At 64.9% G+C, this 14545-nt stretch carries 8 protein-coding genes and 1 pseudogene; 4 read left to right on the forward strand and 5 right to left on the reverse strand.

The genetic code is table 11. The features are described 5' to 3' along the window. Window positions 1-106: pseudogene (locus ACLMAJ_RS34480) on the forward strand (CsbD family protein); the annotation flags it as partial. Window positions 107-298: 192 nt separating this feature from the next. On the opposite strand, the gene ACLMAJ_RS34485 reads toward ACLMAJ_RS34480, so the two are convergent. From ACLMAJ_RS34485 to ACLMAJ_RS34495, 3 genes are all read right to left on the reverse strand, one after another. Continuing rightward, window positions 299-1525, reverse strand: coding sequence for a cytochrome P450 family protein (locus ACLMAJ_RS34485; RefSeq protein ID WP_412018082.1), 1227 nt, complete (start codon window positions 1523-1525; stop codon window positions 299-301). 534 nt (window positions 1526-2059) lie between these two features. Next, a complete protein-coding gene (locus tag ACLMAJ_RS34490; RefSeq protein WP_412018083.1) occupies window positions 2060-3082 on the reverse strand; it encodes a DUF3089 domain-containing protein in 1023 nt (340 codons plus the stop codon). A gap of 162 nt (window positions 3083-3244) precedes the next feature. Beyond that, window positions 3245-4678, reverse strand: a complete 1434-nt coding sequence (locus tag ACLMAJ_RS34495; protein WP_412018084.1) for an amino acid permease — start codon at window positions 4676-4678, stop codon at window positions 3245-3247. 361 nt (window positions 4679-5039) lie between these two features. Here ACLMAJ_RS34495 and ACLMAJ_RS34500 point away from each other — a divergent pair, with 361 nt between their 5' ends. Next, window positions 5040-6227 (forward strand): L,D-transpeptidase, encoded by a 1188-nt coding sequence (locus tag ACLMAJ_RS34500; protein ID WP_412018085.1) that lies wholly within the window; start codon window positions 5040-5042, stop codon window positions 6225-6227. A gap of 99 nt (window positions 6228-6326) precedes the next feature. Here the strand turns inward: ACLMAJ_RS34500 and ACLMAJ_RS34505 are convergent, their stop codons facing one another. Beyond that, a complete protein-coding gene (locus ACLMAJ_RS34505) occupies window positions 6327-7337 on the reverse strand; it encodes a hypothetical protein (RefSeq protein ID WP_412018086.1) in 1011 nt (336 codons plus the stop codon). A 117-nt stretch (window positions 7338-7454) separates the two neighbouring features. Then, window positions 7455-7940, reverse strand: coding sequence for an IPT/TIG domain-containing protein (locus ACLMAJ_RS34510; protein ID WP_412018087.1), 486 nt, complete (start codon window positions 7938-7940; stop codon window positions 7455-7457). 319 nt (window positions 7941-8259) lie between these two features. Between ACLMAJ_RS34510 and ACLMAJ_RS34515 the strand changes: the two genes are divergently transcribed. Further along, window positions 8260-8430, forward strand: coding sequence for a hypothetical protein (locus ACLMAJ_RS34515; protein WP_412018088.1), 171 nt, complete (start codon window positions 8260-8262; stop codon window positions 8428-8430). A gap of 212 nt (window positions 8431-8642) precedes the next feature. Beyond that, complete coding sequence (locus ACLMAJ_RS34520) at window positions 8643-13877, forward strand: beta strand repeat-containing protein (RefSeq protein ID WP_412018089.1); 5235 nt, start codon at window positions 8643-8645, stop codon at window positions 13875-13877. Window positions 13878-14545: the final 668 nt, after the last annotated feature.

The raw sequence follows: 14545 nt of genomic DNA on the forward strand, positions 1-14545 counted from the left end.
CGAGGCCACCGATGACAAGGACAAGCAGCGCGAGGGCAAGGCCGATCAGACCAAGTCCGACCTGAAGGATGCGGGCGAGAAGGTCAAAGACACCTTCCGCAACTGACTCGACGCGCGCCGGCATCGAGCGCGAGCGGATGACCCTCCGAGGTCATCCGCTCGACGCGCGCCGGTTCCCGTTGTCCGCCAGCATATTTCGCGCTGAGTTTAGTGCTGGAGCTACGGAAGCACCTGCGACTCGACTCCGTCGGCGCGGTCAGCGAGGTGCTGCCGCAACCGATGAACGATGACTCCCGCGCTAAGGCACATTCAATGGCGGAGATTTGGGGAAGACCACTGGTAGCGCCGCCAGCGCCCGATGGAACGGACCCGGCCGCCAAGTCAATTTCTCGGCCCGGACAGCCAAGCGCATCTCCGGCAGTGCATCGAGCAGCTGGTCGATAGCTTCCTGCGCAATCAGGGACGCCATCGGCTTGGCGGGACACGCGTGCGGTCCGAGACTCCACGCCAAATGCGAACGGTTACCCAGAAACTCGCCGTCGGACAGGACGGGGTCGTTATTACAAGCAGCCAAACTGATGACCACCGGCTGGTGCGCAGGCAGCCAGGTGTCGCCGATCAGGATCGGCTGCCGCGGATAGCTAGTGGCGTAGTTCGACACCGGCGGGTCGGTGAACAAGACCTCATCGAGCGCGTCGCGTGTCGACAGACTGCCACCCAGCACGTCACCGCCGAACCGGTCATCGGTGAGAATCAGCAGCAGCGTATTGACGATCAGGTTCTGCTGCGGCTCCAGCGCGGCACCGTACATGCTGATGACGTTCACCAATATCTCCTCCTCACTGAGATCGGCTGGGTGCTGCACGAAACGGGTGACCATGTCGTCGCCGGGTTCAGCGCGTTTCAGCGCGACCACCTCCAACAGCGCTTCACTGAGCATCTTCATGCCCAAATCCGCCTTGTCGTCGATGGCGTTGAAGAGGTGGGCCATGCCGGTCGCGACCCGCTCGCCCAATGCCGGTGGACAGCCCAGCATCTCGTTCAGGCCCGCGAAAACGAGAGGGAACGCGTATTGACTGAGCAAATCGGCTTCGCCGGCCTCGCAGAAGGTGTTGATCAGCCAGGTGGCCGTCTTCTCCACTGCGGCCTGCCGACCATACAGGTCGACGCCGTCGATCGCCGCGACGTTGGCTTGCCGGTATCGAGCATGCAGCGCGCCCGCATTGCGCGCCACTCCCGGATACCACCTCATCATGGGCTTGACCGGGCAGCTGTCGGGAATTGACCGTTCCCACACCCGCGGATCGGCCGGGAAATGTTCGGGATCGTGGAGGATCCGCACGGCCTCACGGTACCCGATCACCAAGGTGGCGGGCACCCCCGGAGCCAGCTCCACCGGCGCGAAAGAGCCATAGCGGCTGCGCATCTCGCGATAGACGCGGTGTGGGTCCGCAGCGTATTCCGAGGTGTATATCGCAATGCGTGGGACGCCGGCGCCGACCGACGATCCGATGGGGGTGGTCAAATGCGTTACTCCTGATGCGAATGAAACAGGACTCGACGAGGTCGAGCGGGCATTGCGTGCACGTGTGCCGATCACGTGCGTCCAGAGTGGTCAAAGGGGTACGCGGCGCGAGGCCGAGCGCCTCGCGGATATCGTGGAACACACAACGTTCCGCGCAATCAAACTCGTTGACGGCCAACAAACACCGCACTCCGCGCTCCTCGACAAGATCGAGCACCCCATCGGCTTGCTCGATCCCTCCGGGCATCGACCATCATCAGCGCGCCGAGTGCAACTGCTCTGCATCGTGGCCAACTTGGAATTCATCCAATTACCCTGTCGCACAACGACTATCCTTCGGTCACAGCCAACCCGGCCTGGCTGGCGATCGCCTCACCCGCCGTTGAACACCCCGGCCGCCGAGGCCTCGGTCAGCCAGCGGGCCCGAGCGAAGACAAATCCTGCAGCACAACCGATTGCAACACACCGAAAACGAAAAAAGTCGACCCAGGACATCTCGACAATCCGCTCAATCCAGCCAGGGCCGGTAGACCCTCAGCGCTCGTACGCCGCGCTCTGTGTACCGACCAGATCAACCAGGTCCCGCTGTGCGAGGTTGACGTCGAAGTTGTGCAGTCCCCAGGTCTCGTTCGGCAGAGCGGGCAGGAGCGTAGCGCCCTGACCCTCGACCATGAGAACGTGCGGTCCGTCGCCGACTGTGCAGCGGCCGCGGAATCCGTCGACCGCAATGCCCGCGACGATGCCATGGATCGGGACGGCGAGGTTGTCGCGCAAGGAGGCCGGGTTGGTGCAGAGCACCTCGTACTCGGGGCCGAACGGCAGTGTCCCGCGCACCGCCGAGGCGTCGGGGAACTGTGGCGGCAGACCGAAGCGGGTGTTCGGCGGCGGCGTTCGCGAGTAGGTGGAGAACGCGACGACGCATCCGGTCTGTCCCGGATCGGCGCACGCAGGTACCGAGGCGAAATCGCCGCCGACCGTCGCCCCCTTCCGCACCAGTACATCGCCCCCGAGTAGGAGCGCCGAAACCAGTTGCGACTGAACGTGTTTCCCGTCGATTCGATTGTGGATCAGCGTCCGCAGCATCCGGGTACCCTGAGAGTGACCGATGAGCACGACGCCGCGACCATTGTTGTGGTGCGTGAGGTAGTCGTCCCAGGCCTGTTCGATGTCGGTGTACGCGAGGTCGAGCGCCGCACTACGCTCCTGCCCCGTCGCGGTGAACAGTGCCAAGAGCGGCACTTGCCGATACACCGGGGCCCACACGTTGCAGTTCGCGCCGAACGGTTCCGCCTGCACCCTGGCAAGCGCTCTCAGCTCGGGCGACGTATCGAAGTTCGCGTTCGTGGACCGCTGCAGCGAGGCAGTGGGATACACGTAAAAGCAGTCGATCGGCGCGCCCGAGCGACCGCCACAGGGGTCGTTCGACTGCCCGGGCCGACATAGCCATGTGCTGTCAGGTTCGGCGGCGGCGGGCGGCGCAACGACGAAAATGAGGACGAGGACCGCGCTCCATAAGAGTGCCGCCCAAGCAGGGAAACGAACGTGGCCGGCCAGCATGTCGATGATGGTAACAAGCACGCACAGTCGCTTACAGGCATCGACGCGCGGTGTCCGCACCGACTTCCGAGTAGCTCACACCATCCCGGACGGCGGCCATACCATCCCTATCGACGGCGCCACGACCCTCCTGCCGCTGCTGTCGGATTTCCTCGGGTTCGATCAGTGCCCCGAAGTCTCTTCTGCCGAACGGTGATTCGACGCAAGGAGGTGGCCATCCACCTGATGCCTTCCCGTGATCACGGGATGCCTGCGAAACACACCGATCGCGACGACCACCGTCGCGAGGGCACAGGACACCAGCAACTGCTCTCGGGTCGCGGGTAGAAAAGCCATGCCGACCAGGAGCGCGATAATCGCGGCAATAGTCGCGTAGGTCAAATAGGGGAACGCCCACATTTTCAGCGGGATATCGACCGCACCCGCTGCCTCGAGCCTGCGCCGCAGACGCAGCTGTGAGACCGCGATGATGAGCCAGACGAACAACGCTATGGCGCCCGAGGAGTTCAGCAGAAACAGAAATACTGTGTCCGGCGAGAGGTAGTTGAGGCCGACGGTCAAGAATCCGACGACCGTGGAGGCGAGCACAGCCGAAACCGGCACACCCTGTCGGCTGATCTCGGACCAGCCTGCCGGGGCATCGCCCCGCCGAGACAGCGAGAACAGCATCCGACTCGCTGTGTAGAGCCCCGAGTTCAGGCACGAGAGCACCGAGGTGAGCACGATGACATCCATGATGGTCGCCGCTGCCGGAATGCCATACAACTTGATCACCGCGACATACGGGCTCAACGCCACGGTCGCGCTGTCCCACGGGATGAGCGTCACGACGATCGCGATGGAACCGATGTAGAACAACAGGATTCGCCACACCACCGACCGGGTGGCCGCCCGCACCGACGATTCCGGATGCTCGGACTCGCCGGCCGCGATCGTCGCGATCTCCGCGCCGAAGAAGGAGAACACCACGACAAGGACGGCCCCGAGCACCGCGCCCGTCCCGTTGGGGATGAAGCCGCCATGCCCCGTCAGATTGCGCAGGCCCGGAGCGTCGAGCCCCGGCATGAAACCGAATATCGCGACCACTCCGAGCACCAGGAATATCACGATCGCGGCGACCTTGATCGAGGCGAACCAGAACTCGAACTCACCGAACGACTTCACGGAGGCGACATTTGTGAGCGTCAACAACACCATCAGGATCAGCGCCCATGACCATTGCGGTACATCCGGCATCCACCGGTGCAGAATCGCCGCGCCCGCGGTCGCTTCCACCCCCAGCACCACGATCCAGAACCAGGAGTAGAGCCAGCCGACACTGAACCCCGCCCAACGACCGATCGCCTTGTCCGCGTATGTGGAGAAGGAGCCCGTCTCCACATTGGACGCGGCCATCTCGCCGAGCATGCGCATCACGAGGACTACCACCACCGCGGCAAGCGCATAGGCGATGAGCACACCTGGACCGGCCTCCTTGATCGCCGCTCCGGACCCGACGAACAATCCAGCGCCGATCACTCCGGCGATCGCGATCATCGACAGATGCCGCTTCTTCAATGTGCGCTGCAGTGGCGGACCCACAGGGGAAGCAGACATAGGCCCTCCTCGTTGTCGATGACGATGTCGATCAGACAGGTGATCGGTTGAACCTGCACGCGCAGACCCACCACCCACGAGAAGTACTCGACCGGAACCGTGCGAACCACGCCGCATCGACCCATCGCATTATTGACCGGCGGGGAGCCGGAAAGACTCGATATTGGGCTCGCGGAGTTGCGAAGGATCTCCTGCAGACCAGTCATGACTGTCTTGACCGAGGACCCGGATCTATCGCGGAACGGTGTCGGTTGTGCGGCGGATCGGTGGAGATCCCGCCCGTTGATGTCTCAGCAAGCGCGTAGCTACCACATGCTGACGGATACAGGTCGGCCCTACACCGGGCGAAAGGAGATACAAGGTGGCATTGGGACGTCGTCGGCTACTGATCGGCTTCGGCGGTGCGGGTGGCCTCGCCTTGGCCGGATGCGGGCTGCGAGAGCCCGCGCCCCCCAAACCCGCCATGATCCGATTCGATCCCCCACCCGGCACCCGCGACGTCGATGCGCGCAGTCCCGGCACAGTCACGGTCGACGACGGGACGCTGCGGTCGGTCGAATGGATCGACGAAACGGGCAGACCGCTGCCGGGCGCACCGGCACCCGATCAGCGAACCTGGACCAGCTCCGAACCACTCGGCTACGGACACACCTACACCGCGAAAGTCGTGGCACACGGCGAAACCGGCGATGTCACCACGACGGCAACCTGCACCACGGTACAACCGCAACAGCTCATCGACGTCTCCCTGCGCTCCGCCAATCTCGTCGAGTTGGCCGAAAACGACACCTACGGAGTGGGTTTCGTGATCGTCGCCTATTTCGACCAACCCGTCGATCGGGCGGCCGCGGAACGCCACCTGAAGGTCACCACCCAGCCCGCCGTCACCGGTGCCTGGTACTGGCTCGACGATCAGAACGCACATTGGCGACCCGAGCACTATTACGCACCGGGAACCAGGATCACGATCGCGGCCGAACTCTTCGGCCGCGCGCTCGGCGAAGGCCGCTACGGCCTGCGCGACCAACGGGTGTCGGTGATCATCGGCCCCGCACATGTCGCGATCGCCGACGACAACACCAAACAGATCGACGTCTTCGACAACGGGAACCTGGTGCGAACCATGCCCACGTCGATGGGCAAGGGCGGCACCGCGGCTGTCGGTGGCAGATACCTGTCGTTCTGGACCCGCCCCGGCATCTACACCGTGCTGGACCGAAACGACCCGGTGATCATGGACTCCGCCAGCTACGGCCTGCCGACCAACGCCGGCGGCTACCGCACGAGCATCAACCATGCGGTCCGCATCAGCCACGACGGAATCTTCGTGCATGAACTGGCCGCAACCATGTGGGCCCAAGGCAACACCAACGTCTCACACGGCTGCCTGAACATCTCCCCCGACGATGCCGCATGGTTCTACGACTTCGTCATCCCCGGCGACGTCGTCGAGGTCCGCAACACCGGCGGCGAACCCCTCGACTTCTGGCAGAACGGCGATTGGAGTATCTCCTGGTCCGACTGGCTTCTCGGGGGTGCCTACACGTGAGACAAAAGGATTGCACCATCCACAGTCGGCGCGATCGTTGGTCACGACCGCGCGCCCGAGTCGCCCATCGACTATCGACTATCGACTATCGAAGCCAACTCATGCACTCTCGTGTGATTTCATCAGCAAATTCTCCAAGCTGACCATCTGGTCGGAGTACGTGCGGACGCCGATGACCGCAACGAACTCACGATCACCGGCACGCTGCTGGAGGGAACTCCAATAGTTGGCAAGAAACCAACCCGCACCGGAGGTGCCTCGCGGGCCCATACCCGCGCAAATTATCCAGTATCGGTCGGGGTGCAGATCCGGGCTCGGTCGTACCCGCGCGATGATGCCGATGTTGCGGTCATCGCTCGATTCATACCGGCTTCCATCAGCCAGCTCCAGGTGCTCCAGGTACGGGCCGTCCTCAGCAGGACTGTCGCGGATGGTGAACAGCGGGCGCTCGACGCTTGCGAGATACACATGGGTGCAGTCGTTGCTGCTCAGTCCGAAACTGATGTACGGGCGGTCGCAGTGCGCGACGATGTCGCGGTCGCTCTGGAAGTCGATCGGAATGCTGGTGTGGCGCTGAAGCAGGGAGAACACGTACAGCAGTCCGCGAATGTCGTTCTCCGTCAACATGACCGGGACGTCGATGTGATGTCGAGCCGTGAACGCACTGGCCTTCCTCTCGTATATGCGCTGAAGGGGAATCTTCGCCGCCTGGAGTGCGTCCACAGACCGGCTCGTCAGCTCGAAGGTCGGGTATACCAATGTCGTGCCGTTAGCGACCATCTCAGGCCCGAGGAACGCCTCGAGCTCGACGTCGGTGGCTGGAAGACCTACCTCGTGCGATCGAGTGCCTGCTGGTGCGGAGTTGGCCATCTGAAACAATCCTTCGACCGTCCAGCCCGGGAACATCTTGGCGAGCACCCGGCAGTGATAGTCGCGGGGAAGCCCGATCATCCGGCCCGATAGCCACTGGTAGTACTGCGCCTTCGCCGGCCCATGCCCCGGAGGAATGATCGGGTCCAGCTGCGCGGCGCACCTATCATATGCGGCCAGAAAATCCGGATGACTCTTGAGATGCCGCTCCGCCAGCAGCAACTTCAATACCGTCGCCAATGAAAACCCCCCTTTGCCCCTGCAACCTCCGTCTATGGGGTGACGGATTCTGCGCTATCCGCTCGACCTCGACGCGACTGCGCCCGTCGGCAACACCCCACCGACGGCCCAGGCACGTCAGCCTTCAGACGTAGGTGTAGGAGCCGCCGTTGCTGACTCCACCCGCTGTCGTCGCAGTGACCGACACACTTCCTGTCCCTGCGGGAGCGACCGCCGTGATCTGCATAGCCGAGTCGACCGTGAACGAAGTCGCCTCCGTACCAACGAAAGTGACCGCATCAGCCCGGACAAGTTCGCCCCGGTCAGGACAACCGTCGTCCCACCCGCGACGGGCCCCACATTCGGAACCACCGTGGTCAAGGTGGGAATCGGAACATAGGTGTCGGCGACCCCATTGCTGGTGCCACCCGAGGTGGTGACGGTGACCTGCATGGTTCCCGTCCCGGCGGGGGCGACCGCCGTGATCTGCGTAGCGGAGTTGACGGTGAAGACGGTCGCGGTGGTGCCGAACCGCACGGTGAGGCCACCGGTGAACCGGTACCGGTGATCGTGACACTGGTACCCCCGTCGTGGGACCCGAGGCTGGGAGGTGATGGTAGGCATGGTGGCGCCTCCTTCGTTTCGGGTGGTGAGGGTTCCTCTGCACCGGGGGATGCCCGACTCTCTTAGTGACCCGGCTCCTTTCCATTAACGCCCCTGGACCGGTACCTGGGCAATGAGGCTCCCGATCCGTTTTCGTCCGTTTTCGGATTGCCGCCGGGACGTTGCCGGTGCTGACACTTCGGACAACCGATCTGCTCGATCAGGTAACCCCATACCTGCCCGGAGAACAGGCTGACAAGCGTTGCGACGCAGCCGATCAGCATCACCTAAACGATACCCCGGCGCTCGTTCCAGCCGCAGTAGTGACCGTGACCAGGATGTGCGCGCTGTCGATCTCGCGCGGTCACCGGCCCGATCCGGCAAGTGCCGCATCGCGGTACTGGTGCCGCTGGCCACCGCCCTGTATCCGGTGATGGCGGCGATGCTCGTCAGCGGGAGGATCGGCCCGCTCGGCCGCGACGACATCGACGCCGCCCTGTCCGCCGCGTAGCCCGCCAGCAAACACCGGCGCCGTGTACTGCACCGACCGAACGGGCGACCGGCCGAACCCGAAAACGGATACAAACCGGACGAAAACGGACGGGGGATACATTGCCGAAGTGCCGTCGCTGGTGGGTTACTGGGGATATGCGGCTGTAACAGCTAGGCCTGTGCTGCTGCGGGAGAACCCTTTTCACTAATCACTAGTTAGAAGGTAAGACGATGCCCCCTGTAATCACCTCGCTGACCCCCTCTTCCGGCCCTGCAGCGGGTTTCAACTCTGTAATCATCACCGGCTCCGGATTCAGTGGTGTGGGCCCTTTGGCTGTCCGGTTCGGTACGACGGCAACGACATTCACCATCGACTCCAATACTCAGATCACCGCCATCGCTCCGCCTGGAACCGGCACGGTGAACGTCACCGTACAGGCACTGCTGGATGGCACGAGCGGCCCGCTGCCCTACACCTATGCTGGGGTTCCTACCTTGACCAGCATCAGTCCGGCTTCGGGGTCGGTGGCTGGTGGGACGACGGTCGTGCTCACCGGAACGAATCTGACCGGTGCGACCGCGGTGAGTTTCGGTGGCACACCGGCGACCTCGTTCACCGTGAACTCGTCGACGCAGATCACGGCGGTGGCGCCTGCCCATTCAGTCGGGACGGTGTTGGTCAAGGTCACCACAGCCGGCGGAACGAGTAACGGTGTCTCCTTCACCTACGTCGCGGTGCCCACGCTGACCACGGTGGTACCCAACGCTGGTCCGGTGGCCGGCGGAACGACGGTCGTGCTCACCGGCACGAATCTGACCGGTGCGACCGCAGTGAGTTTCGGTGGCACACCGGCGACCTCGTTCACGGTCAACTCGTCGACGCAGATCACGGCGGTAACGCCCGCCCATTCAGTCGGGACGATACTGGTCACGGTCACCACCGTGGGTGGAACGAGTAACGGCGTCGCGTACACCTACGTCGCGGTGCCCACCCTGACCACCATCGCCCCGAACGCCGGTCCGGTGACCGGCGGGACCACGGTCGTGCTCACCGGAACGAATCTGACCGGTGCGACCGCAGTGAGTTTCGGTGGCACACCGGCGACCTCGTTCACCGTGAACTCCGCCACGCAGATCACGGCGGTAACGCCCGCCCATTCAGTCGGGACGATACTGGTCACCGTCACCACAGCCGGCGGAACCAGTAACGGGGTCTCCTACACCTACGTCGCGGTGCCCACCCTCACCACGGTGGTACCCAACGCCGGTCCGGTAGCCGGCGGCACCACCGTCGTGCTCACCGGGACGAACCTGACCGGTGCGACCGCGGTGAATTTCGGTGCCACACCGGCGACCTCGTTCACCGTGAACTCCGCCATGCAGATCACCGCCGTCGCCCCGGCCGGGACGGCTGGGACGGTGTCGGTCACGGTCACCACAGCCGGTGGAACGAGCAACGGGGTTTCCTACACCTACGTCGCGGTGCCCACCCTGACCACCATCGCCCCGAACGCCGGTTCGGTGACCGGCGGCACCACCGTCGTGCTCACCGGCACGAACCTGACCGGTGCGACCGCAGTGAATTTCGGTGCCACACCGGCAACCTCGTTCACCGTGAACTCGTCGACGCAGATCACCGCCGTCGCCCCAGCAGGTGCGGCCGGAACGATACTGGTCACTGTCACCACCGCAGGAGGAACCAGTAACGGGGTCTCCTACACCTACGTCGCGGTACCCACCCTGACCACCATCGCCCCGAACGCCGGTCCGGTGACCGGCGGCACCACCGTCGTGCTCACCGGCACGAACCTGACCGGTGCGACCGCAGTGAATTTCGGTGCCACACCGGCAACCTCGTTCGTCGTCGACTCCGCCACCCAGATCACCGCGGTCACACCGGCCGGGACGGCTGGGACGGTGTCGGTCACCGTCACCACCGCGGGTGGAACCAGTAACGGGGTCTCTTACACCTACGTCGCGGTGCCCACCCTCACCACGGTGGTACCCAACGCCGGTCCGGTGGCCGGCGGAACGACGGTCGTGCTCACCGGCACGAACCTGACCGGTGCGACCGCAGTGAATTTCGGTGCTACACCGGCAACCTCGTTCACCGTGAACTCGTCGACGCAGATCACGGCGGTCACCCCCGCCCATTCAGTCGGGACGATACTGGTCACCGTCACCACCGCGGGTGGAACCAGTAACGGGGTCTCCTTCACCTACGTCGCGGTGCCCACCCTCACCACAGTGGTGCCCAACGTGGGTTCGGTGACCGGTGGAACCACGGTTGTCCTCACAGGCACAGCCCTGACGGGTGCGACCGCGGTGAATTTCGGTGCTACACCGGCGACCTCGTTCACCGTGGACTCCGCCACGCAGATCACCGCGGTCACCCCCGCCGGGTCGGCTGGGACGGTACTGGTCACCGTCACCACGGTAGGTGGCACCAGTAACGGGGTCTCCTACACCTACGTCGCGGTGCCCACCCTCACCACAGTGGTGCCCAACGTGGGTTCGGTGACCGGTGGAACCACGGTCGTCCTCACAGGCACAGCCCTGACCGGTACGACCGCGGTGAATTTCGGTGCTACACCGGCAACCTCGTTCGTCGTGGACTCCGCCACCCAGATCACGGCGGTAACCCCCGCCGGGACGGCTGGGACGGTACTGGTCACCGTCACCACCGCAGGAGGAACCAGCAACGGGGTCTCCTACACCTACGTCGCGGTACCCACCCTCACCACCATCGCCCCGAACGCCGGTCCGGTAGCGGGCGGCACCACGGTCGTCCTCACAGGCACAGCCCTGACCGGAGCGACGGCAGTGAATTTCGGTGCTACACCGGCAACCTCGTTCACCGTGGACTCCGCCACCCAGATCACCGCCGTCACCCCAGCCGGGACGGCCGGAACGATACTGGTCACCGTCACCACAGCCGGTGGCACCAGCAACGGGGTCTCCTACACCTACGTCGCGGTGCCGACGCTGACAACGGTGGTACCCAACGCCGGTCCGGTGGCAGGCGGCACCACGGTCGTCCTCACCGGTACAGCCCTGACCGGAGCGACCGCGGTGAATTTCGGTGCCACACCAGCGACCTCGTTCACCGTGAACTCCGCCACCCAGATCACCGCCGTCGCCCCCGCAGGCACAGCCGGAACGGTCTCGGTCACCGTCACCACCGTCGGTGGAACCAGTAACGGGGTCTCCTACACCTACGTCGCGGTGCCCACGCTGACCACCATCGCCCCGAACGCTGGTCCGGTGACTGGTGGGACGACGGTCGTACTGACCGGCACAGCCCTGACGGGTGCGACCGCGGTGAATTTCGGTGCTACACCGGCGACCTCGTTCACCGTGGACTCCGACACGCAGATCACGGCGGTAACCCCCGCCGGGTCGGCTGGGACGGTGTCGGTCACCGTCACCACGGTAGGTGGCACCAGTAACGGGGTCTCCTACACCTACGTCGCGGTGCCCACCCTCACCACAGTGGTACCCAACGTGGGTTCGGTGACCGGCGGCACCACGGTTGTGCTCACCGGCACGAACCTGACCGGAGCGACCGCGGTGAATTTCGGTGCCACACCGGCAACCTCGTTCACCGTGGACTCCGCCACCCAGATCACCGCCGTCACCCCAGCCGGGACGGCCGGAACGATACTGGTCACCGTCACCACAGCCGGTGGCACCAGCAACGGGGTCTCCTACACCTACGTCGCGGTGCCGACGCTGACAACGGTGGTACCCAACGCCGGTCCGGTGGCAGGCGGCACCACGGTCGTCCTCACCGGTACAGCCCTGACCGGAGCGACCGCGGTGAATTTCGGTGCCACACCAGCGACCTCGTTCACCGTGAACTCCGCCACCCAGATCACCGCCGTCGCCCCCGCAGGCACAGCCGGAACGGTCTCGGTCACCGTCACCACCGTCGGTGGAACGAGCAACGGTGTCTCTTACACCTACGCGGCGGTGCCGACACTGACCACGGTGGTACCCAACGCAGGTCCGGTGACCGGCGGCACCACGGTCGTCCTCACCGGGACGAACCTGACCGGTGCAACCGCGGTGAATTTCGGTGCCACACCGGCAACCTCGTTCGTCGTGGACTCCGCCACCCAGATCACCGCCGTCACCCCCGCCGGGACGGCCGGGACGGTGTCGGTCACCGTCACCACCGCAGGAGGAACCAGCAACGGGGTCTCCTACACCTACGTCGCGGTGCCGACGCTGACAACGGTGGTACCCAACGCCGGTCCGGTGGCAGGCGGCACCACGGTCGTCCTCACCGGGACGAACCTGACCGGTGCGACCGCAGTGAGTTTCGGTGCCACACCGGCGACCTCGTTCACGATCGACTCTGCTACCCAGGTCACGGCCATTGCCCCAGCTGCGTCGGCTGGGACGATACTGGTCACCGTCACCACAGCCGGTGGAACCAGTAACGGGGTCTCCTACACCTACGTCGCGGTGCCCACGCTGACCACCATCGCCCCGAACGCTGGTCCGGTGGCTGGTGGAACGACGGTCGTGCTCACCGGCACAGCCCTGACAGGTGCGACGGCGGTGAGTTTCGGTGGCACACCAGCGACCTCGTTCGTCGTGGACTCCGCCACGCAGATCACCGCGGTCACCCCCGCCGGCACGGCTGGGACGATACTGGTCACCGTCACCACGGTAGGTGGCACCAGCAACGGGGTCGCCTACACCTACGCGGCGGTGCCGACGCTGACCACGGTGGCGCCCAACGCAGGTCCGGTGACCGGCGGCACCACGGTCACCATCACCGGGACGGCATTGACAGGTGCGACCGCGGTGAGTTTCGGTGGCACACCGGCGGCTTCGTTCAGTGTCGACTCCGGCACCCAGGTCACGGCCATTGCCCCAGCTGCGTCGGCTGGGACGATACTGGTCACCGTCACCACACCCGGCGGAACCAGTAACGGGGTCTCCTACACCTACGTCGCGGTGCCCACCCTCACCGCCATCGCCCCGAACGCCGGTCCGGTGGCAGGCGGCACCACCGTCGTGCTCACCGGCACGAACCTGACCGGAGCGACCGCGGTGAATTTCGGTGGTACACCGGCAACCTCGTTCAGTGTCGACTCCGACACCCAGATCACGGCGGTCACCCCCGCCGGGACGGCTGGGACGGTACTGGTCACGGTCACCACCGCGGGAGGAACTGTCGACGGCATCTCCTTCACCTACGCGGCGGTGCCTACCCTGAGCGCGGTCAGTCCGAACTCGGGCACGGCGGCCGGCGGGACCACGGTCACCATCACCGGGACGGCATTGACAGGTGCGACCGCGGTGAGTTTCGGTGGCACACCGGCAACCTCGTTCAGTGTCGACTCCGACACCCAGATCACGGCCATCGCCCCCGCCGGCACGGTCGGAACGATACTGGTCACCGTCACCACCCCGGGAGGAACCAGCAACGGGGTCTCCTACACCTACCTCTGACGGCTGGTGTGGCTGGGCCGTCGGTGGGCTATTGCCTGCCGACGGCCCAATCGCGTTGCGGTCCAAGGTGTGGGGCGGCCATCATGGACGACCATTGCCAGGGTGCTCGACAACCTCGGCCACGGCGGCGGGACCGGCACCGTCGCCGCCACAGTGAGAAAAAGCTCCGCCGATCGCAAGCTGTCGGATGCGCAGCAAGCGGCAAACAAGACACACAAAGCCAATGAGCCATCAGCCGAGGCTGCGATCGGTGACACCGGCCTTCTTCCGAAACGGGAGCCTGAACAGCAGCGGGCTTCACCCGGAGCACGCTACCTGCGCCCCGGCTATGCGTCACCTGGGCCTACCGGCGCGCGCAAGCTCCCACAACCCCACCCAGCACCAGCCCGAAAGACAGCCGATCGCTGAATAGGGTTGACTCACGAAACTCAGTCCTGTGCGCAGACGATCGGAAGCCACGGAACAGCGTTGGGGCGGAAACTCTGCCGCCGCACTCTCCTGGGTCTCGCGATTTCCGTTGTCGCGCACCACGTGCGGTCCCAACCGGTCCCCACACTTGCTCGGCGCTCAGCGCGATTCGACGACGCTGATCCGTATGTTGGCTATAAGCGGTGGAGGGACTCGGCTGTCGTCAGCGTTCGGCCTGCCGCCGCACCTTTGCCAATCAT

The sequence above is a fragment of the Nocardia arseniciresistens genome, from assembly GCF_046764875.1.
Classification (GTDB): domain Bacteria; phylum Actinomycetota; class Actinomycetes; order Mycobacteriales; family Mycobacteriaceae; genus Nocardia; species Nocardia arseniciresistens.

Coding starts and splice junctions, on each gene's coding strand:
- ACLMAJ_RS34490 (WP_412018083.1), bottom strand. CDS start 3,082: ATGCTGGCCGGCCACGTTCGTTTCCCTGCTTGGGCGGCACTCTTATGG.
- ACLMAJ_RS34495 (WP_412018084.1), bottom strand. CDS start 4,678: ATGTCTGCTTCCCCTGTGGGTCCGCCACTGCAGCGCACATTGAAGAAG.
- ACLMAJ_RS34510 (WP_412018087.1), bottom strand. CDS start 7,940: ATGCCTACCATCACCTCCCAGCCTCGGGTCCCACGACGGGGGTACCAG.
- ACLMAJ_RS34520 (WP_412018089.1), top strand. CDS start 8,643: ATGCCCCCTGTAATCACCTCGCTGACCCCCTCTTCCGGCCCTGCAGCG.